At 71.6% G+C, this 20,731-nt stretch carries 17 protein-coding genes; 8 read left to right on the top strand and 9 right to left on the bottom strand.

The annotated features are described in order from the left end of the window. Window positions 1–534: 534 nt before the first annotated feature. Window positions 535–930: a DUF6415 family natural product biosynthesis protein gene (locus ACFU9P_RS25160; protein WP_376375889.1), complete on the bottom strand. Its 396-nt coding sequence runs from the start codon at window positions 928–930 to the stop codon at window positions 535–537. A gap of 131 nt (window positions 931–1,061) precedes the next feature. Here ACFU9P_RS25160 and ACFU9P_RS25155 point away from each other — a divergent pair, with 131 nt between their 5' ends. Then, on the top strand, window positions 1,062–2,480 hold the full coding sequence (locus tag ACFU9P_RS25155; RefSeq protein WP_376375892.1) for a hypothetical protein: 1,419 nt from the start codon (window positions 1,062–1,064) through the stop codon (window positions 2,478–2,480). Window positions 2,481–2,554: 74 nt separating this feature from the next. On the opposite strand, the gene hutI is transcribed toward ACFU9P_RS25155, so the two are convergent. The 4 genes from hutI to hutU all read right to left on the bottom strand — a co-directional run bounded on the left by hutI (window position 2,555) and on the right by hutU (window position 8,539). Then, entirely contained in the window at window positions 2,555–3,760 is a 1,206-nt protein-coding gene (hutI, locus tag ACFU9P_RS25150) for an imidazolonepropionase (protein ID WP_376375894.1), read from the bottom strand. Between the two features lie 128 nt (window positions 3,761–3,888). Further along, on the bottom strand, window positions 3,889–5,436 hold the full coding sequence (locus tag ACFU9P_RS25145; RefSeq protein ID WP_384084656.1) for a formimidoylglutamate deiminase: 1,548 nt from the start codon (window positions 5,434–5,436) through the stop codon (window positions 3,889–3,891). Further along, window positions 5,433–6,707 (bottom strand): allantoate amidohydrolase, encoded by a 1,275-nt coding sequence (locus ACFU9P_RS25140; RefSeq protein ID WP_384084816.1) that lies wholly within the window; start codon window positions 6,705–6,707, stop codon window positions 5,433–5,435. Before ACFU9P_RS25140 ends, ACFU9P_RS25145 begins: the two co-directional genes overlap by 4 nt. A 119-nt stretch (window positions 6,708–6,826) precedes the next feature. Next, window positions 6,827–8,539: a urocanate hydratase gene (hutU, locus tag ACFU9P_RS25135; protein WP_384084653.1), complete on the bottom strand. Its 1,713-nt coding sequence runs from the start codon at window positions 8,537–8,539 to the stop codon at window positions 6,827–6,829. A 118-nt stretch (window positions 8,540–8,657) separates the two neighbouring features. Between hutU and ACFU9P_RS25130 the strand changes: the two genes are divergently transcribed. Further along, on the top strand, window positions 8,658–10,121 hold the full coding sequence (locus ACFU9P_RS25130; protein ID WP_384084650.1) for a diaminopimelate decarboxylase: 1,464 nt from the start codon (window positions 8,658–8,660) through the stop codon (window positions 10,119–10,121). A gap of 15 nt (window positions 10,122–10,136) precedes the next feature. Here the strand turns inward: ACFU9P_RS25130 and ACFU9P_RS25125 are convergent, their stop codons facing one another. From ACFU9P_RS25125 to ACFU9P_RS25115, 3 genes are all read right to left on the bottom strand, one after another. Then, complete coding sequence (locus tag ACFU9P_RS25125; RefSeq protein WP_384084647.1) at window positions 10,137–10,700, bottom strand: hypothetical protein; 564 nt, start codon at window positions 10,698–10,700, stop codon at window positions 10,137–10,139. A gap of 248 nt (window positions 10,701–10,948) precedes the next feature. Further along, on the bottom strand, window positions 10,949–11,785 hold the full coding sequence (locus ACFU9P_RS25120; RefSeq protein WP_384084646.1) for a MurR/RpiR family transcriptional regulator: 837 nt from the start codon (window positions 11,783–11,785) through the stop codon (window positions 10,949–10,951). 119 nt (window positions 11,786–11,904) lie between these two features. Next, window positions 11,905–13,560, bottom strand: a complete 1,656-nt coding sequence (locus ACFU9P_RS25115; protein ID WP_384084813.1) for an aromatic amino acid ammonia-lyase — start codon at window positions 13,558–13,560, stop codon at window positions 11,905–11,907. Window positions 13,561–13,701: 141 nt separating this feature from the next. Here ACFU9P_RS25115 and ACFU9P_RS25110 point away from each other — a divergent pair, with 141 nt between their 5' ends. The 5 genes from ACFU9P_RS25110 (at window position 13,702) to ACFU9P_RS25090 (ending at window position 17,768) form a co-directional block, all read left to right on the top strand. Continuing rightward, entirely contained in the window at window positions 13,702–14,862 is a 1,161-nt protein-coding gene (locus ACFU9P_RS25110) for an ABC transporter ATP-binding protein (RefSeq protein ID WP_384084643.1), read from the top strand. Next, entirely contained in the window at window positions 14,859–15,554 is a 696-nt protein-coding gene (locus tag ACFU9P_RS25105; protein ID WP_376375909.1) for an ABC transporter permease, read from the top strand. The genes ACFU9P_RS25110 and ACFU9P_RS25105 overlap by 4 nt, the downstream gene beginning before the upstream one ends. Before the next feature lie 6 nt (window positions 15,555–15,560). Then, a complete protein-coding gene (locus ACFU9P_RS25100; protein WP_376375911.1) occupies window positions 15,561–16,226 on the top strand; it encodes an ABC transporter permease in 666 nt (221 codons plus the stop codon). A 47-nt stretch (window positions 16,227–16,273) separates the two neighbouring features. Next, window positions 16,274–17,242: an ABC transporter substrate-binding protein gene (locus ACFU9P_RS25095; RefSeq protein WP_384084639.1), complete on the top strand. Its 969-nt coding sequence runs from the start codon at window positions 16,274–16,276 to the stop codon at window positions 17,240–17,242. A 109-nt stretch (window positions 17,243–17,351) separates the two neighbouring features. Then, window positions 17,352–17,768, top strand: a complete 417-nt coding sequence (locus ACFU9P_RS25090; RefSeq protein WP_376375916.1) for a hypothetical protein — start codon at window positions 17,352–17,354, stop codon at window positions 17,766–17,768. 313 nt (window positions 17,769–18,081) lie between these two features. Here the strand turns inward: ACFU9P_RS25090 and ACFU9P_RS25085 are convergent, their stop codons facing one another. Then, on the bottom strand, window positions 18,082–19,470 hold the full coding sequence (locus ACFU9P_RS25085; RefSeq protein ID WP_384084636.1) for a cystathionine beta-synthase: 1,389 nt from the start codon (window positions 19,468–19,470) through the stop codon (window positions 18,082–18,084). A 256-nt stretch (window positions 19,471–19,726) separates the two neighbouring features. On the opposite strand from ACFU9P_RS25085, the gene ACFU9P_RS25080 reads away from it, so the two are divergent. After that, window positions 19,727–20,722, top strand: coding sequence for an SGNH/GDSL hydrolase family protein (locus ACFU9P_RS25080; RefSeq protein WP_384084810.1), 996 nt, complete (start codon window positions 19,727–19,729; stop codon window positions 20,720–20,722). Window positions 20,723–20,731: the final 9 nt, after the last annotated feature.

The raw sequence follows: 20,731 nt of genomic DNA, 5'->3' as shown, positions 1-20,731 counted from the left end.
TCGACCCCCCGGTCCCCAACCCCACCGAAAGGACGGTACCGACCCAAATCGCTCCGGGATAGTGTCCGGCGACCACTCGCCAAAGGCCGAACAACTACTGTCCGAAGCAGGCCGATCGCTCATAGGATCGGCTCGCACGAGTCATTCCATGCGCGATTCAGCACGCGTTCACTCGTTCGAGAGTTCGGGAGGAGGTTCCCTTGACGGCGTCACACCGAATAGACCCGGCAGCCGGTTGTCCGTGCGCGGTCAGTGCCGCGCCGTCCGGGCAGGGGGCCGCGCCCCGGGCCGCATCACAAGCCGCGTCCGGGGTCGTGCGTCAGGAACCCGGGGCAGTCGGCCCCCAGTTCGGTTCGGGTGGTCAGCTCACGTACTCATCCGACTGTACTCATCTCGGGTAGTCATAGACGGCACAGATAGTCACCGGCAGCCCTGGCCCCGGATGTCATAGCCGCAGCCCCACGGCCAGCGCGATCGTCAGCCCGAGCGTGCAGACCGCGACGACGAACCAGGTCTGATGCTTCGCTTCGGGAGTCATGGTCGGCCTCGCCCTTCGCGCTCACGCAGATAGTCCATGAATGTGCGGCACATCCGTGCCATGGCGCGCATGTGCACCCAGTTGGCCATCGCCCCGTCGCCGGGGCCGCTCTCCGTCAGGTCGTACCAGTCCTTGAGCGCGCCCTTGGCCCGTACCGAGTGCTCCGCCTCGGGGACGGTCTTGACAACGCCCACGAGCCGCGCTCCATGGGCGACGAGCCGGTCGGTGAGATCGGCGATCTCCTCCGGCGGCGGCATCAGACGGTGGGGGGCCAGGGCGCGGTCGGCGTCGAAGGCGATCGCGTCAAAGGCCACGGTTATGGCGATGGCATCGTGGGCCATGGCCTCGGTGTGCGCGTTTTCGTCTGTGCTGCCGGCTCTGTGGTCTGTCACTGTGGTCACCCTGGCCCCCGTCTTCGTGTGATCGGCGTCTACGAAGAGAAAACCGCGTTATCAGCCTTCACGAGTACCGTGGAAGAAGGTCTGAGAATGAAAGCCATGAACGCACTGGGGGAGTTGAGAGCATGGCGAGTAACTCACGCACACCCAATACCGGGCTGGCCTGCCTGCTTGAGCAGGCGAAGTGGTCCCGTTCACAATTCGCACAGATCATCAACCGCATGGGGGCGGAAGCTGGTCTCGAACTTCGTTACGACCAGTCCGCGGTGTCTCACTGGGTCGCCGGCACCATGCCGAAGGAGCAGGTCAGGCCTCTGATACTGGAGGCGTTCGCCCGTAAGCTCAACCGGCCGGTGACCCACTCGGAAGCCGGTCTCGCGGTGGCGTCGGCGGGTCATTCCGCGGGTCGAACAGCTTCAACCGGCTCTGCAGAAACGTCGGTTCACACCTCGCCGACGGGCCCCGACCAGGCCCGTCTCAACACCCTTGAAGAGCTTGTGGACATGGGGCGGGCGGACATGGATCCGTCGCGACGTGGCCTGATCGCGGCGGGTCTGTTTTCGGCCGCCGTGGTCGTCCCGCTCTTCCCCGATCTGGCCCAGGCCGCGACGCCGCCGCCCGCCGCTCCAGGGAAGCGGACGGTCCGCATCGGCGCCCCGCAGGTACAGGCCGTACGGACAATGACGGATCGTATCGCCGACATCCTGGATGAACTCGGGGGCGGTCACGCACGCCCGATGGCCGCCGCCTTCCTGGTGAACACGGTGATGCCCTGGCTGAAGGCGGAGGCCGCGGAGGGGGTACGGAACGACATGCTGGCCGCCGCGTCCGATCTCGTCTATCTGACCGGGTGGATGGCGATGTACGAGCGCGCGCACGGGCTGGGGCAGCGGTACTACCTCAGGGCGCTCGAACTGGCCGGCGCCGCCGGGGATCACGTCACGTACTGCCGCACCCTGCGTGGCATGTCCCTCCAGGCGTCGAATCTGGGGTACGGGAGACGCGCCCTGGAACTCGCCGACTCGGCGGCCGAGGCCTCACCGAAGGCGGAGCCGCGCCTTCAGGCGTTCCTGTCGGGGCAGCAGGCCCATGCCGCCTCGATGGTCGGCGACAAGCGCCAGGCCTTCACGCGGCTGCGCGAGACCGAGACCGCGCTGACCAAGGCGGACAACCGGCGCGAGTCGATCGGCGGTTACGACCAGACCGCTTATCTGTTCCATGTGTCGCACGTCCTCTACGAGTTCAAGGACCTGCCGGGGTCGATCTCGGCGCTCCAGCAGTCGTTGAAGGCGCAGCAGAAGAACGAGCGCCAGGGCAGGGTGCACTTCCTCGCCGTACTGGCCCAGCGCCAGTTGGAACTCGGCCATCTTGAGGCGGCCTGCGGAAGCTGGTGGCAGTTCCTCGACGACTACGAACACGTGTCCTCGGCACGCGGAGACGAGCACTTCGAAACGATGCGGCGGCGGCTGAAGCCGTACGCGAAGACGCGCGCGGTGCAGCGGCTGCGGCCGAGGATCGACGAAGTAGCCGTGTTGAAAGGGTGACTTGAATTCACCGGTCCGGCTGGGCCGGTCCCGGGGTCGTGGGGCCGACGTCAGCGGACAAGTGGGCCGGCGGGTCAGTGAGTACGGATGCCGCGCTGCCAGACGGAGGAGACGAGGGGGACTCCCGGGCGGTAGGCGAGATGGACATGGCTGGGGGCATCGAGGAGGACGACATCGGCGCGGGCGCCGGGGGTGATACGGCCGATGTCCTGGCGGCGCAGGGCCGCCGCGCCGCCCGCGGTGGCCGACCAGACCGCCTCGTCCGGGGTCATGCCCATGTCGCGCACGGCGAGGGCGATACAGAACGGCATGGACGAGGTGAACGACGAGCCCGGATTGCAGTCGGTGGAGAGCGCGACGGTCGCGCCCGCGTCGAGCAGCCGGCGGGCGTCCGGCCAGGCGGCGCGGGTGGAGAACTCCGCGCCGGGGAGCAGGGTGGCCACGGTGCCACTGTGGGCGAGGGCGTCGATGTCGGCGTCGGTGAGATGGGTGCAGTGGTCGGCTGAGGCGGCGTCGAGTTCGACGGCGAGCCGTACGCCGGGGCCGTAGGAGAGCTGGTTGGCGTGGACACGGGGGTGCAGCCCCCTGGCCAGGCCCGCGGTGAGGATCGCGCGGGCCTGGTCGCCGTCGAAGGCGCCCTCCTCGCAGAAAACATCGATCCAACGGGCGTACGGGGCGCAGGCGTCGAGCATCTCGCCGGTGACGAGGGCGACATACGCGGCGGGGTCGTCCGCGTACTCGGGCGGGACGATGTGCGCGCCGAGGTAGGTGACCTCCTCGGTGCGCTCGCGGGCGATACGGAGGGCGCGGGCCTCGTCCTCGACGGTCAGGCCGTAACCGGACTTGGTCTCCAGGGTGGTGGTGCCCTGGCGGAGCGCCTCGCCGAGATAGCGCGCGACATTGGCGTCCAGCTCGGCGTCGGTGGCGGCGCGGGTGGCGGCGACGGTGGTGCGGATGCCGCCCGCGGAGTAGGCGCGGCCCGACATCCGGGCGTTGAACTCCTGGGTGCGGTCGCCCGCGAAGACGAGATGGGAGTGGGAGTCCACGAAGCCGGGGACGGCGGCCCGGCCGCCCGCGTCGACGGCATTGTCAGTGGCGGGTGCTTTGCTTGATTCACCGACCCAGACGATGCGGTCGCCGTCGATGACGACGGCCGCGTCCTGGATCAGACCGATGGGGGTTCCGTCACCGAGGGAGGGGTCGTTGGTGACCAGTGTGGCGATGTTGGTGATGGCGGTGGTCGTCGCGGCCGGGGTGTCGGCCGTGGTGGGGCTGCTCATGGCGGGGGTTCTCTCCTCCGGCGGCTTCGGGATCCGTGGCTTCGGCAGCCGCGTCACGGGCGCTGTGGGGCGTACGGACGGTGTCGGCGGCGCGGGCGGTCTCTGCGGTACGGGCGGTATCGGCAGGGTCAGCCGCGCAGGGCTCCGATGGCCGTGGCGAGGGCCGCGGGCACGTCGGGGACGAGGGAGTGGACTCCGTCGCGTACGAGATGGCGGCCGCCCACAATGGTGTGGCGTACATCCGCCGCGGAGGCGGCGAATACGGCGGTCTCCGCTCCGAGCCGGGGCAGTGGTCCCGCTGTTCTGACCGAGTCCAGCGCGATCGTCGCGAGATCCGCGAGCGCGCCGGTCTCGATCCGGCCCGCCTCCGGGCGCCCGAGCGCCGCGTGACCGCCGGCCGTGGCGGCGTGCAGGAGGGCCGCCGCGGTCCAGTGGCCGCGGGTGCGGGAGCGCAGCCGCTCGTTGAGTTCCATGGCGCGGGCCTCTTCGAGGAGGTCGATCACGGCATGGCTGTCGCTGCCCAGCGACAGCGGCGAGCCCGCGCGCTGGAGGCGGCCCGCTGGACCGGTGCCGTCGGCCAGATCGCGTTCCGTCGTGGGGCACATACAGGTGCCGGTGCGGGTGGTGCCCAGCAGGGCGATGTCCTCGTCGGTGAGATGGGTGTTGTGGACGCCGGTGGTGCGGGCGCCCAGGACACCATGGTCGGCGAGGAGCCGGGCGGGGGTGCGGCCGTGGGCGGCCAGGCAGGCCTCGTTCTCCGCGGTCTGCTCGGAGAGATGGACATGGAGCGGGGCCCGGCGCGCCTCGGCCCATGCGGCGACGGTGGCGAGCTGGTCCGCGGGGACCGCGCGTACGGAATGGATGGCCGCGCCGATCAGGGCATGGTCGCTGTCCTTGAGCGCGGAGGCCCGCTCGGCCCAGGCGTCGGCGGTGCCGTCGGAGAAGCGGAGCTGGTGGCGCTCGGGCGGCGCCCCGCCGGCCCGCTCGGTGATGGCGGAGGAGAGATAGGCGGTGTCGAGGAGCGTGATCCGGATCCCGGCCTCGGCGGCCGCGGCGATCAGGGCCTCGCCCATCGCGTTCGGGTCGGCGTAGGGCGTGCCGTCCGGCGCGTGATGCAGATAGTGGAACTCACCGACGGCCGTGATGCCGGCCAGCGCCATCTCGGCGTACACGGCGCGGGCGAGCGCGTGATACGAGTCCGGGGTGAGCCGGGCGGCAAAGCCGTACATGACATCGCGCCAGGTCCAGAAGGTGCCGGAGCCGACCTGGACGGTGGAGCGCAGGGCGCGGTGAAAGGCGTGGGAGTGCGCGTTGGCCAGACCGGGGACGGTCAGTCCGCGCAGTACGGCCGCGCCGGGAGGCGGGGCGGTGACACCGGTGCGTACCTCGGTGATCCGCCCGTTCCCGGTGTTGACGCGGACGGCGACGCCCGGTTCGACATGGCTGTCGAGCCAGGCGTGTTCCAGCCAGTAGGTGACACCGGGCGCGCCGGACGGGTCCTGGGCCGGGCGGGGGTCGGGGGCGCTGCCGGTGACCTGGGTGGCCTCGGCGATCTCGCCGGGCACCGTGATCCGGGTGCGCCCGGGTGCCGCAGTCGGCCGCGCGGGCCTGGACCGGGCCGCCGCCCGGGGGGTGTTGGGTGCCGCCGCTCGTGCTGCCGGTGTCGGGTGCGTCATGTGCACGCGAGTCCTTCCAGTACGTCGGCGAGTGCCAGGACCCCGGCCACGCAGTCGTCCTCGGCCGCGGACTCGGCCGGGGAGTGCGAGACGCCGGTGGGGTTCCGTACGAACAGCATGGCGGTGGGGATGGAGCCGGACAAAATACCCGCGTCATGTCCCGCGCCGGTGCCGAGGACGGGGACGGGGGCGCCGGTGCGCCGGCTCAGGATCCGACCGAGTTCGTCCCGCAGGGCGTGCTCGAATTCGACGACGGGGGTGAAGGACTCGCGTACGACCCGCAGATCGATACCGGCCCGCTCGGCGTGGTCACGGGCGGCGGCCTCGATCCCGGCGACCACGGTGTCCAGCGCGGACTGGTCGGCGGCGCGGGAGTCCAGCCAGCCACGGACGAGGGAGGGGATGGCGTTGACACCGTTGGGCTCGACGGAGACCTTGCCGAAGGTGGCGACGGCTCCGGCGAGTTCGGCCTCACGACGGGCCGCGAGGACGGTCTCGGCGTATGTCAGCATCGGGTCGCGGCGGTCGGCGAGGCGGGTGGTGCCCGCGTGGTTGGCCTCGCCGTGGAAGTCGAACCGCCAGCGGCCGTGCGGCCAGATCGCTGACGCGATACCGAGGGGATCGCCGGAGAGATCGAGGGCGCGGCCCTGTTCGACATGCAGCTCGACGAACGCGCCGATACGGGCGAGCCGTTCGGGGTCGGGCCCGATGGCGGACGGGTCGTATCCCGCGGCCTCCATCGCCCGGGGCAGCGGGACGCCATCGGCGTCGCGCAGTTCGTGGGCCCGGTCAGTGGTGAGCTGTCCGGCGGTGAGCCGGGAGCCGACGCAGGCGAGCCCGAAGCGGGCGCCCTCCTCGTCGCCGAAGTTGGCGATGGCGACCGGCTTGGTGAACCGCGCTCCCCTGCGGCGCAGTTCATCGAGCGCGGCAAAGGAGGACACCACGCCGAGGGGCCCGTCGAAGGCGCCGCCGTCCGGTACGGAGTCGAGATGCGAGCCGGTGACCACGGCGTCCCCGGCGAGCGGATCGCCGAGCCAGGCCCACTGATTGCCGTTCCGGTCGGCCTCGTACCCCAGCCCCCGGCTCTCGGCCTGCGCCCGGAACCATGCCCGGCAGTCGGCATCGGCTCCGGTCCAGGCGTAACGCCGGTAGCCGCCGCTGCCGGAGTCCCGCCCGAGCGGCGCGAGTTCGCGCCACATCTCATGGAAGGAGGAAACCCGTGCCACCGGCTCATCACCCCGCGGCGAGCGGCCGGCCCCCACTGCGGCCACGCCCGCTCCGGCAGCCGCCGCTCCCGGGGCCACCGGGCCCGACGCCGCCACGCCCTGGGCGCCCGGCCCCGGGCCGGGCGTTCCGGCGGCGGGAGCCGTGCCGTTCGGGGTCCCGGCGGTCACGCCGGGCCTTCCTGGGGCGTGCCCGCCGCGGTGGCGTGCTCGCGCATCGGGATGCGGACCTCGCGGTCCTCGGCGACCGATTCCGCGAGGTCGTAGCCCGCGTCGACATGGCGGATGACGCCCATGCCCGGGTCGTTGGTGAGGACGCGGCGGATCTTCTCGCCCGCGAGCCGCGTACCGTCCGCGACCGTGACCTGGCCCGCGTGGATCGAGCGGCCCATCCCGACGCCCCCGCCGTGGTGGAGGGAGACCCAGGAGGCGCCGGAGGCGACATTGACCATGGCGTTGAGCAGGGGCCAGTCGGCGATCGCGTCGGAGCCGTCGAGCATCGCCTCGGTCTCGCGGTACGGGGAGGCGACCGAGCCGCAGTCGAGGTGGTCGCGGCCGATGACAACCGGAGCGGCGAGTTCGCCGGAGGCGACCATGTCGTTGAAGCGCTCGCCCGCCTTGTCGCGCTCGCCGTAGCCGAGCCAGCAGATCCGGGCGGGCAGTCCCTGGAAGTGGACGCGCTCGCCCGCCATGGTGATCCAGCGGCGCAGCGACTCGTTCTCCGGGAAGAGATCGAGGATCGCCTTGTCGGTCTTGTGGATGTCGGACGCCTCGCCGGACAGCGCCGCCCAGCGGAACGGCCCCTTGCCCTCGCAAAACAGCGGCCGGATATAGGCGGGTACGAAGCCGGGGAAGGCGAAGGCCCGGTCGTATCCCGCGAGTTGGGCCTCGCCGCGGATCGAGTTGCCGTAGTCGAAGACCTCGGCGCCCGCGTCCATGAAGCCGACCATCGCCTCGACATGCCGGGCCATCGACTCCCGGGCGCGCCGGGTGAAGTCGGCGGGCTTCGAGGCCGCGTACGAGGCCATGTCGTCGAAGTCGACACCGAGCGGCAGATACGCCAGCGGGTCATGGGCCGAGGTCTGGTCGGTGACGATGTCGACGGGAGCGCCCTCGGCGAGCATCCGGGGCAGCAGCTCCGCCGCGTTGCCGAGCAGGCCGATCGAGAGCGGCCGGCGCGCGTCGCGCGCCTCGGTCGCGAGCTGGAGGGCGTGCGCCAGGCTGTCGGCCTTCACATCGAGATAGCGGTGCCCGATACGGCGCTCGATGGCGCGCGGGTCGCAGTCGATACAGATCGCGACCCCGCCGTTCATGGTCACGGCCAGCGGCTGGGCGCCGCCCATCCCGCCCAGCCCGGCGGTGAGGGTGATCGTCCCCGCGAGCGTCCCGTCGGTCCCGCCCCTGCCGCTCGCGTGCAGCTTGGCGGCGACGGCGGCGAAGGTCTCATAGGTGCCCTGGAGGATGCCCTGGGTGCCGATGTAGATCCAGGACCCGGCCGTCATCTGCCCGTACATGGTGAGCCCCAGGGCTTCGAGGCGCCGGAACTCCTCCCAGTTCGCCCAGTCACCGACCAGATTGGAGTTGGCGAGCAGCACCCGCGGCGCCCACTCGTGGGTCTGCATCACGCCCACCGGACGGCCGGACTGGACGAGCATCGTCTCGTCCTGCTTGAGCGTGCGCAGCGTACGGACCATGGCGTCGAAGGAACGCCAGTCGCGGGCGGCCTTGCCGGTGCCTCCGTAGACGACGAGTCTGTCGGGGTGTTCGGCGACCTCGGGGTCGAGATTGTTCTGAAGCATGCGGAGGGCGGCTTCCTGCTGCCATCCCAGGGCGCTCAGTTCCGTACCGCGCGGTGCCCGTACGGGGCGGGGTCCCGACATGGCGATGTCGCCTCCTCGATGTGCTCTCGAATGTTGGCCAATCTATTCACATCCTGTCCGGATGAATAGATGTAGTCAACCAGTGCGCGGCCGCCCGCCGGATGATTGGCTGGAGCCCATGACCTCGGTCGAGCACAACAGCCGGAAGGCCGATCACGGCACACGACACGGCGGGGACGCCCGTACCGGCGCGGATGCCCGTACGAGCGCGTCCGCGCGCCGGGACCTGGCCGTACGGGCCGCCGTGGCGCAGGGGCTGGTCGGCGAGGCCGAGCCGGTCGTGGCGCTGCTCGATGTGGCCGGAATCCGCTTGTCCGCCGCCGCGCTCCGGGCCGCCTTCGACGAGGTCACCCCGCCCGGCACCCCGGTCCTGCACGCCTTCGCAGTGAAGGCGACCGCGCTCGTGCCCGTGCTGCGCCTGCTGGACGCGGAGGGCATCGGCGCCGAGGTCGCCAGCCCCGGCGAGCTGGCGCTCGCTCGCGCGGCGGGCATCCGGGCCGGGCGCATCGTCCTGGACTCCCCCGCCAAGACCACCGCCGAGCTGCGCGAGGCCATCGCCCTCGGGATCGCCGTCAACGCCGACAATCCGCAGGAGCTGGACCGTATCGACGCCCTGGTCGGCCGGGGACCGGCCGCCTCGCCGTTCGGGCTGCGGGTCAATCCACAGATCGGGGGCGGTGCGATCGGCGCGCTGTCCACCGCGACCGCGACCTCGAAGTTCGGAGTCGCGCTGCGCGACGAGGGCGCCCGCGCCTGGGTCGTACGGGCGTATCTCGACCGCCCCTGGATGACCCGGCTGCACACCCACTCCGGCTCGCAGGGTCTGCCGCTGGAGCTGATGGTCCGGGGCGTACGGGAGGTATACGGCCTGGCCGAGGAGATCAACGCGGCGGCCGGGCGGCGGCAGATCGACACAATCGACATCGGCGGCGGCCTCCCGGTCAACTACGCCTCCGACGAGGCGACGCCGACGTACGCGGAGTACGCCCGGCTCCTCAAGGACACCGTCCCCGGGCTGCTGGACGGGCGGTACGGGCTGGTGACCGAGTTCGGCCGCTCCCTGCTCGCCAAGCACGGCACGGTCCTCGCGCGGGTCGAGTACGCCAAGTCCGCCGGGGGCCGTCCCATCGCGGTCACGCACGCGGGCTCGCAGATCGCGACCCGTACGGTGTACAACCCCGTGTCCTGGCCGCTGCGGATCGCCGCGTACGACGCGGAGGGACGGCCCAAGCCGGGGCCCGACGTCGCACAGGACATCGCGGGCCCGGCCTGTTTCGCGGGCGACCTGCTGGCCGAGAACCGCCCGCTGCCGCTGCTGGAGCAGGGCGATCTCGTCGCCGCGCTGGACACCGGGGCGTACTACTTCACCAACCACTACGCCTACAACAGCCTTGCCAGGCCCGGCGTTCACGGCTTCACGGTCCTGCCGCCGGACGGCGACAAGGAGCCGGACAGCGGCGAGCCGGAGCCGGGCGCGGTGCGCTTCATGACCGTACGAGCAGCGCAGACGGCCGACGAGATCGTCGGGGAGTCGGGCGGCGCGTACGCGGACGCACTGCTTTACAGCCGGTCAGACGTATAAGACCTATAAAACGCCTCAGCGGCGGCGCGCGCCGCCCGGGGCCGCGTCGCCCGCGCCGACGCCCGTCGTCCGGTAGCCCTTCACGCGCTTGCCGGCCGGCGCGCCCGTACCGGCCCAGTCGGTCCGTACCCACAGCAACTGGTCCTCACGGCGCTCGCGCCGCCCCAGCCAGCCGGCCTTGAGCCAGAGCCCGGCACCCGCGCCCGCCAGGGCGAGGCCCCCGGCGGCGGGCAGCGCCAGCGAACTCGCGACGGCGGCCAGGAAAGCACCCAGCAGCCACCAGCGTTGCGCCCGCCGCCAGTTCCGCGCGGTCACGGCACGGTCCTGGAGGAAGTCGTACGTACCGGCCCGCTCGGCGCGCTCCTCCCACGCGGTGTACCGGCCGCGGCGTACGAGCGCGACGGCGACAGCGCACACCACGAAGAGCGCGGCCCCCGCGTAGACACCGATCCTGCGGCCGGTCAGCCCGGGCAGCAGCACGCCCAAGGCGGCGGCCAGCACCCCGAGCCACCACAAGGGGACCGCACCGGCCCGTACGATCACTGCCACGCGTGCCAGAGACTGCCCTCCACGCCCCACTGCCCGCCTCCTGATACCTGGAAATGCCTGGAGACTCGTACCGGCCCGTACCGGTGAGTTTGGCGGGCAGATTAATGACGTTCTCTGAACATTTCCTGAGAACGGCAGAAGTCGGCGAGATCGAGGGAACGCGCGGAACCGGCCCGGCCACGCACGGAACCGGCCCGGCCACCCCGTGAACCACCGGCCACCTCATGAACCACCGGCCACCCCGTGAACCAGAAGAACCGGTGAACCACGCGAACCGGCTACTCCGCGAACAGCCCCCGCGCCGCCGCCCGCGCGTCGAACTCCTCCAGCCGCGCCTGCGCCTCCGGCAGCCCGTCGCACATCGCCTCCAGCAGCACCCGCCCCAGCAGCATCGGCGCGCACGCCGTGTCGAAGGCGAGCCCGGTGCCGACGGCCGCGGGGATCAGCAGGTCGCTGTGCTTGGCGACGGGCGCGAAGGCCGAGTCGGCGACCGTCACCACCGTCAGCCCGGCCGCCCGGGCGTACGCCAGCGCGTCCACGACCTCCTTGGGATGGCGCGGCAGCGCGAAGCAGAGCAGGGTGCTCGCGCCCGCGCCGCGCGCGCCGTCGATCCGGTCGGCGAGCATCGTGCCGCCCTCGTCGAGCAGCCGTACGTCCGGATGGACCTTGGCCGCGAAGTACGCGAAGCCGCGCGCCTGCGAGGACGCCGCGCGCAGCCCGAGCACCGGCAGCGGGCGGGAGGCGGCGAGGAGCCGGCCGGCCCGTTCGACGGGACCGGGGTCGGCGAGCAGATCGGCGAGCTGCCGCAGATTCTCGATCTCCCCGCGTACGGCCTGCTGGTATTCGTTGCGGTCGGCCTCGCCCGGCGTCGGGGCGCCCGGCGCGACCTCGCGCAGATGCCTGCGCAGGGCCGGGTAGCCGTCGAAGCCGAGGGCGACCGCGAAGCGGGTGACGGAGGGCTGGCTGACTCCGGCCAGTTCGGCCAGTTCGACGCTGGACAGGAACGGCGCGTCCCCGGCCCGCCGCACCATGCTGTGCGCGATGCGCCGCTGGGTGGGGGTCAGCCGGTGGCCCTCGAAGAGCTGCTGAAGTCGGGCGGCAGGGCTGTCGCTCATGCGATCCCCCTTGTCTGACCTGTCCGGTCGGTCTGGTCGGTACTCATGCGGGTGGCGGTACTCATGCGGGCGGCTCTGTCCGGTCGTTGCTCAGTCGATGCTCATACGGGTGGCGGTGCTCATGCGGTGGCCGTACTCGTACGCGGGGAATCCGCACGCACGGAATCCGTACGCGCGGACTCGGCGGCCAGTTCCGTGAACCGGTCCAGCAGCGCGGCCGCCGCCGTCACATCATCGGTCAGCGGACGGTCGCCGACCTCCTCGTCGAGTACGGTCTCGGCCAGCGCGAAGGCCCGCCCGGCCGGCAGCCCGGCCTCGGGACGGAGTCCGCGCTGGCGCAGGGCCCGTACGGCGGCGACGAGTTCGCAGCCGACGACCAGCCGGTACGCGCTCCCCGCCCGCAGCGTCTGACGCGCCGCCAGCGAGGCGAAGCTGGCCTGCTCCTCCACGCCCCGGGACAGTACCGCGTGGCCCAGCGAGGCGGGCGCCGAGTACGCCCGCAGATCACCGAGGGCGGCCCCGGCCGCGTATTCCAGGATCATCACACCGGAACTGGCGGGCTCGGCGTCGGCGAGGAAGGGCCGCAGCCGGGTGAAGGCCGGCTCGTTGAGCGCGGAGAGCCGGGAGGTGGACAGCCGCGCGGTCTGCACCAGCGAAAGCCTGAAGTGGTCCAGCGCCAGGGCGAGTTGGGCGAGATAGAAACCGCCGTGGTGGTACGCGGCGGGCACCGGGTCCGCCTCCGTGCCCGGACAGATCAGCGGGTTCTCGGCGGCCGAGTTGATCTCGACGGAGAGCGTGCGCTCCAGCGCGTCGGCGGCGTCGCGCGCGGGGCCGTGTATCTGCGGCACACAGCGGAAACCGTACGGGTCCTGGATCCGGCCCAGCGGCGGCCCGGGCCGCTCGGGGGCGCCGAGGTAGCGCCGCATGTCGGCGGCGACGGCGTACGAACCGGGGTGGCGGCGCGCGGCGTGCACGGGCTCCGCGTACGCCTCGTACGAGCCGTCGACGGCCAGCAGGGAGAGCGCGGCGACCAGTTCGGTGGCGGCCACGAGGCCGCGCAGCTCGTGCAGGGCGAGGGCGGACTGACCGAGGGTCAGGGCGTTGCTGCTGATCAGTGCGAGGGCGTCATTGTTGTCGAGCGGCTGGGGCGCCGGGGCCCGGTCACCACCGCCGGCGGGCGCGAGCCCCTCCGCCCGGCCGGGGGCCGTCCACGCCTGCTCCCAGGGATGCTCCCCGACGAGCGCGAGACCCATCTGCGCGAGGGCCGCGATGTCGCCCGTACCGACCGAGCCGTACTCGTTGACGACCGGGTACGCGCCGGACTCCAGCGCGTCGCACAGCGCGGTGACGACGGTCGGGCGCAGTCCGGCACCCCCTGCCAGGAGCTGGTTGGCGCGGACGGCGAGCATGGCGCGGACCTGCCGGGCGGGCAGCGGCTCGCCGATGGCGCCGGCATGGCTGCGCAGCAGCCGCAGCCCGTGGTCGGCGGCGGCCTCGGTGGGCACGGCCTCGGTGCGGTTGGCGCCGACGCCGGTGGAGCGCCCGTACACCCGGCCCGAGCCCGCCAGCTCGCGGGCGGCGTGCCAGCTCTGCTCGACGCGCTTCATCGCCTCGGTGCCGGGTACGGGACGGGCGGCGCCGTCCGCCAGCCGGACCACATCGGCGACCGGGAGGCTCTGTCCGTCCAGAACGACGAGGGAGGTGCCTGCCGGGGCCGGTACATGCCCAGGGGCCGGTGCGTGCCCACCCGACGGGTCCACCATGTGGGACGACATCATGCGCGAACGCCTCCATTCCGGACGTTACGTCTCACCCCGCGACCATCAGTAACGAGTGATTTACCTCGGGGCATTGACAATCTATTCAGCCACCAAGAACTCTGCATGACTATATGCAGGCCGGGCAAGGGACGACTGATGATCAGATTCGACGCGGTGAGCAAACGCTTCCCCAACGGCACCACGGCGGTTCACAACCTCGACCTGGAGTTGCCGGAGGGCGGGATCACCGTCCTGGTCGGTTCCTCCGGATGCGGTAAGACCACCACGCTCCGCATGATCAACCGGATGGTCGAGCCCACCTCGGGCACCGTCCTGCTGGGTGGCCGGGACGTCCTGGAGCAGGACGCCGCCGAGCTGCGGCGCGGTATCGGCTATGTCATCCAGCAGTCGGGGCTCTTCCCGCACCGCACGGTCCTCGACAACATCGCGACCGTGCCGCTGCTGCTGGGCTGGGGCCGCAGGAAGGCCCGTACGAGAGCGGCGGAGCTGCTGGAGACGGTCGGGCTGACGGCGGAGGCGGGCAAGCGCTACCCGCACCAGCTCTCGGGCGGCCAGCAGCAGCGGGTCGGGGTGGCCAGGGCGCTGGCGGCGGATCCGCCGGTGCTGCTGATGGACGAGCCGTTCGGCGCGGTGGACCCGGTCGTACGGACCCAGCTCCAGGACGAACTGCTGCGCCTCCAGAAGGAGCTGAACAAGACCATCGCCTTTGTCACGCACGACATCGACGAGGCGGTACGGCTCGGCGACCGGATCGCGGTGTTCCGTACGGGCGGGCATCTCGTCCAGTGCGCCTCGCCCGCGGAGCTGCTGGCCCGTCCGGCGGACGGTTTCGTCGCGGACTTCCTCGGCGCGGAGCGGGAGCTGAAGCTGCTGTCGCTGACGACGCTGGCGGAGGTGCCGGTGGAGCGGGCGCAGGTGGTACGGGAGGGCGAGCCGGCGCCGCGGGCGGACGGCGGGCCGTATCTGGTGGTGTCGGCGGCGAACGAACCGCTCGGCTGGCTCGGCCCGGAGCCGGGCGGCCCGGAGGTGCCGGTGCCGGTGCGGCCGCTGCGTGACACGGACTCGCTGCTCGCGGCGCTGAACGAGTCGATCGCGTCGCCGACGGGCCTGATCGTGCGCGTCGACGCCGAGGGCGTCCTGACGGGGGTGACCGCGCGCGAGACGATCCACGAGTACGCGGGGCGCAGCCACCGGGAGGCGGCGAAGGCAGCCGCGCCCCTGGGCGCGAACGCCGTCGCCGGCGCGGACGCGAGTGCCGGCACCAGCGCCGCCGCGACCGCGGGCGGGACCCCATGACCATCGAATGGGGCTGGATATCCGATCACGCGGGCGATCTCACCACCCTCGCCCTCTCCCACCTCCAGGCCGCCCTCACCGCCGTGCTCCTCGGTCTGCTGATCTCCCTCCCCCTCGCCGTGCTCGCCCACCGCGTCCGCCCCCTGCGCGGCTTTCTCCTCGGACTCTCCAACGTCCTGTTCACGATCCCGTCCATCGCCGTCTTCGTGCTCCTGCTGCCGGTCTCGGGGCTGACCAGGACCACCACCGTCATCGGCCTGACCATCTACACGCTGGTCGTGCTGCTCCGTAACACGGTCGAAGGGCTCGACTCCGTACCGGCCAAGGCCCGTGAGGCCGCCGTCGCCATGGGCACAGGACCGCTGCGTACGCTCCTCACCGTCGAACTCCCGCTGGCGCTCCCGGTGATCATGGCGGGGGTACGGATCGCGACCGTCATGTCGATCTCGCTGGTCAGCGTCGCCACGTACATCGGTGACGGCGGCCTCGGGCAGCTCTTCACCGACGGCTTCCAGCGGGACTTCCCGACCCCGGTGGCGGTGGGCGTGGTGCTGACCCTGCTGCTCGCGCTGGTCGCGGACACGCTGCTGGTGGCGGTGCAGTACGTGCTCACCCCTTGGCGGAGAAAGCCCAGGCAGGACCGGGGGACCGGGCAGCCCCGGCAGTGGCGCCTCGCGCGCGGAAGGGCCTGACACACCATGTACGAACTCTTCAAGGACCTGGGCGCCTGGCTGGTGTCCGGCGAACAGTGGACGGGCCCCGACGGCATCGGGCACCGCCTCGCCGAACACCTCCAGTACTCCCTCCTCGCGACCCTGATCGCCGCGGCGATCGCGCTGCCGCTGGGCCTGCTGATCGGGCACACGGGCCGGGGCGCGTTCCTCGCCATCAACCTCGCCTCGTTCGGGCGGGCCCTGCCCACGGTCGGCCTGGTCGTGCTGGTCTTCCTGGCCAGCGGTCTGTCCATGACGCCGGTGTACGTGGCGCTGGTCGCCCTCGCCGTCCCGTCCATCGTGACCAATACGTACGCGGGGATGTCCGCCGTCGATCCGGAGGTACGGGACGCCGCGCGCGGCCAGGGCATGCGCGGCCACCAGGTGCTGTTCCGGGTCGAGATCCCGCTCGCGCTGCCGCTGATCATGACCGGGCTGCGGCTGGCGCTGATCCAGGTGGTGGCGACGGCGACCATCGCCGCGTACGTCAGTTTCGGCGGGCTCGGACGGTACGTCTTCGACGGCCTGGCCCAGCGCGATCTCGTCCAGGTGCTGGGCGGGGCGGTGCTGGTGGCGGTCGTCGCCGTCGTACTGGACCTGGCGCTGTCGGGCCTTCAGCGCGTCCTGTTCCGCCACCGCACCGCCGCGTAGGCCCCTGTCCGCCGCCGCTCGTACCGCCTCCCAGGGAGACGACTCCGATGACCTCACCGAACCCACAGAACTCACCGACAACTCGCCGGGCGGTCCTGGCCGGCATGTTCGCCGCGGCCTCCGTACCCGTACTGGCCGCGTGCAGCAGCGGCATCACGTCCCTGGACGGCCAGAACACCGGCACCGGCGGCGCGGCCGGCTCCAGCGCGGGCGGCGTCACGATCGGCACGGCCAACTTCACCGAGAACCAGATCCTGGGCTTCCTCTACGCGGCCGTCCTCGAAGCCGCCGGCGTGAAGACGACCGTCCGCCCCAATCTCGGCACCCGCGAGATCCTCATCCCCGCGCTCAAGGGCGGTGACATCGACCTGCTCCCCGAGTACCAGGGCGCGCTGCTCCACTACCTCGACCCGAAGGCGACCGCGACGGAGGAGGGCGAGATGCAGAACGCCCTCGCCATCGCCCTCCCGCCCGGCCTCCAGGTCCTCCCGTACGGCCAGGCCGAGGACTCCGACGCCTTTGCCGTCACCCGCGAGACCGCCGACAGGTACGGCCTCACCACCCTGGCCGACCTCAAGAAGCGCAACGGCCAACTGATCATCGGCGCCGCGCCGGAGGTCAAGACCCGGGTGGTCGGCGTGGTCGGGCTCAAGGACGTGTACGGAGTGGAGTTCAAGGAGTTCAAGTCGCTGGACTCCTCGGGCCCCCTGGTCAAGGCGGCCCTCAAGAAGGGCGACGTCGACGTCGCCAACCTCTTCACCACGGACACCGACATCGCCACCGAAGGCTGGGTGGTCCTCGCCGACCCCAAGAACCTGGTCCCGGGCCAGCACATCGTCCCCCTCATAGCCGACCGCAAAGCCGACCCCACCGTCCGCAAGGCCCTCGCCCGCCTGGGCAACACCCTCACCACAGAAGCCCTCACCGAACTCAACCGCCAGGTCGACAAAGACAAAAAAGACCCCGAAGACGCAGCCCACACCTGGGCCACCACCCACGGCCTCACCAAGAAGTGACCGGCGGGCGAGTGCGGCCCGCGCCCGCGCCGGGCTGGTGGGAGCCCGAGGGGAAGTGGGGGGTTAGCCCCAATGACCCCCGGGCGACCGTGTTCGTACCGTGGCGGGTATGGAAGCCCGCGACCCTGAGCTGAAGAAGGAACTCGACGCGACCCTCCGGGCGCGTCATGAGCTGGGGGCCGAGTATGAGCCCGCGCTCGTCGAGTCGTTCCTGGAGAAGATCGAACAGCGCCTGGACGGTACGGTCGACCGCCGTGTCCGGCGTGAGATGGCCGAGCGGCAGATGGCCGCCGCCCGGGGCACCGGCAAGCCCGGCAGTGGCGAGGGGTTCGGGGAGCGCTTCGGGTTCGGCGTGATCTCGCTGATCCTCGCCATCCCGCTCTCCGCCATCGCCGCGGTGAACGCCGACATCGAGGGCCTGGTCGTCTGCTGGCTCGGCATCTTCGGCGTCAATGCCGTCCATGCCTCCCGCGGCCTGCCCTGGATATTCGGCAAGCGCCGCCGCTCCTCCGACTGGGAAGAGTGAGCACGAAGAGTGAGCACAAGGGGGGACCCAGAAGAGGGGGCACAAAAGAGATAGTCGCGGGGACCGCCGCACCCCCGTTACCGGGGGGCGGGACGACGGCGGTCCCCGCGAGGGACACGGTCCGGGTCAGGGCCGGTGTTCGTGTCCGGGCGTCCATGGAGGTCCGGGAGCCGCTCCGGAGGTCCTTGACGCCGACAACCACTACTGTGCAGGACGCGTGTTAAGCGGGTGCTGCGCGGACGTGTCGCGCTCGTACCACTTTCGCGGATACGCGCCACCGCCCATTGCACCACCCGCCACGCAACCGGCGAGATCAGGCCTTGGACAGATACGCCAGCAGATCCTGCCTGCTCACAACCCCTGTCGGCTTCCCCTCCACCAGGACGATCGCCGCGTCCGCGCCGTCGGAACCGCTCAGCGCCGCCATCAGATCCGCCACCGGCTCGCCCGAGCCGACCTGCGCCAGCGGCGAGGACATGTGCTTCTCCAGCGGGTCACCGAGCGACGCCCGCTGGGTGAAGAGCGCGTCCAGCAGATCCCGCTCCACCACCGACCCGATGACCTCCGCGGCCATCACATCCGGATGCCCGGCCCCCGGCTTCACGATCGGCATCTGCGACACGCCGTACTCCCGCAGCACCTCGATCGCCTGCCCGACCGTCTCCTCCGGGTGCATATGGAGAAGCGTCGGAATGGCGCCCTCCTTGTGCCGCAGGACATCGCCGACGCTGGCCGCGCCGCCGTCCTGGTCCAGGAAGCCGTAGTCGTTCATCCACTCGTCGTTGAAGATCTTGCTGAGATAGCCGCGGCCGCTGTCCGGCAGCAGGACGACCACCACGTCGTCCGGGCCGAGCCCCTCCGCGACCCGCAGCGCCGCCACGACCGCCATTCCGCAGGAGCCGCCGACGAGCAGGCCCTCCTCCTTGGCCAGCCGCCGGGTCATCTGGAAGGAGTCCTTGTCGGACACGGCGACGATCTCGTCCGTGACCGTACGGTCGTACGCGGTCGGCCAGAAGTCCTCGCCGACCCCCTCGACCAGATAGGGCCGCCCGGAGCCGCCGGAGTAGACCGACCCCTCGGGGTCGGCGCCCACGATCCGTACGCGCCCGTCACTGACCTCCTTGAGGTAGCGGCCGGTGCCGGTGATCGTGCCGCCCGTACCGACGCCCGCGACGAAGTGGGTGATCCGCCCGTCCGTCTGCGTCCACAGCTCGGGACCGGTCGTCTCGTAGTGCGAGCGCGGGTTGTTCGGGTTGCTGTACTGGTCGGGCTTCCAGGCGCCCGGAGTCTCCCGGACCAGCCGGTCGGAGACGTTGTAGTACGAGTCGGGGTGCTCGGGGTCGACCGCCGTCGGGCAGACCACGACCTCGGCGCCGTACGCCCGCAGTACGTTGATCTTGTCCGTGGAGACCTTGTCGGGGCACACGAACACGCATTTGTAGCCCTTGCGCTGGGCCACGATGGCGAGGCCGACGCCGGTGTTGCCGCTCGTCGGCTCGACGATCGTGCCGCCGGGCCGCAGTTCACCGCTCTCCTCGGCGGCTTCGATCATGCGCAGCGCGATCCGGTCCTTGACCGAGCCGCCGGGGTTGAAGTACTCGACCTTGGCAAGGACGGTCGCCTGAATGCCTGCGGTCACGCTGGTCAGCTTCAGCAGGGGGGTATTGCCAACCAGACTGATCATCGAGTCGTGGAATTGCACCGTAGTCTCCGGGGTCTCCGTGATGGTCCGGCCAGGGTATGCGTACGCGGGCGAGATTGGGCGGCAGTCCTTACGGGGCAGTTAGCTGGTGTGCGTACGTACCCATACTCGTACGTACGGCGAGTGCGTACGAGCGCGTGTGCACGGCGAGCGCGCGGTACTCAGTCGCACGGTGCTCAGTGCAGCGGTCAGTGCGTGCGTACGAACGTGTGCGCACGGCGAGGAGGAGGTGACTCGGACTGTGTCGAGGGCGAGGGTGGCACGGCGGATCGCCGCGGGCGCGGCCTACGGCGGGGGCGGCATCGGCCTGCTGGGAGCGGCGGGCGTCGGAGTGGTGCTGGCGGAGCTGCAACTGGCGAAGCGGTCGGTGGGCGGCGGGGTGGCACCCGTACCGCCGAGCGGCGACGGGTGGTACGGACTGGCGTACGGGCACTCCGAGCCGCTGCGGATGGGGATGCTCGGCGACTCCACGGCGGCGGGACAGGGCGTACGGCGCGCGGGCCAGACCCCGGGGGCGCTGCTCGCCTCGGGGCTCGCGGCGGTCGCGGAACGGCCCGTGGACCTGCGGAACGTGGCCCTCCCCGGCGCCCAGTCCGACGATCTGGACCGCCAGGTGACCCAGCTTCTGTCGGACTCGGCACGGGTCCCGGACGTCTGCGTGATCATCGTCGGCGCGAACGATGTGACGCACCGGATGCCGGCGACGCGTTCGGTGCGGTATCTCGCGGCGGCGGTACGGCGGCTGCGCACGGCCGGCGCTGAGGTGGTGGTCGGCACCTGCCCGGATCTCGGCACGATCGAGCCGGTGTACCAGCCGCTGCGCTGGCTGGCGCGCCGGGTGAGCCGCCAGCTCGCCGCGGCGCAGACGATCGTGGCGGTCGAGCAGGGCGGGCGTACGGTCTCGCTGGGCGATCTGCTGGGGCCGGAGTTCGCGGCGAACCCGCGGGAGCTGTTCGGCCCGGACAACTACCACCCCTCGGCGGAGGGGTACGCGACCGCCGCGATGGCCGTCCTGCCCACGCTCTGCGCGGTGCTGGGCGTCTGGCCGGAGTCGGACCGCCTGGACGCGGCGCGCGACGAGGACATGCTGCCGGTGGCACAGGCGGCCTCGGCGGCGGCCTCCGAAGCCGGTACGGAGGTGACGGCGGCCCGCGCCCCCTGGGCCCTGCTCCGCCACCGCAGACGCCGCCACCTCCCCACCCCCACGGAGGCAACCCCGACGGAACCGAGCCAGGTGCCGCGGGAGGTATGAGGCCGCGCC

It is taken from the genome of Streptomyces sp. NPDC057617 (assembly GCF_042800555.1).
Taxonomy (GTDB): domain Bacteria; phylum Actinomycetota; class Actinomycetes; order Streptomycetales; family Streptomycetaceae; genus Streptomyces.
This window is presented reverse-complemented; position numbering and strand designations above follow the sequence as displayed.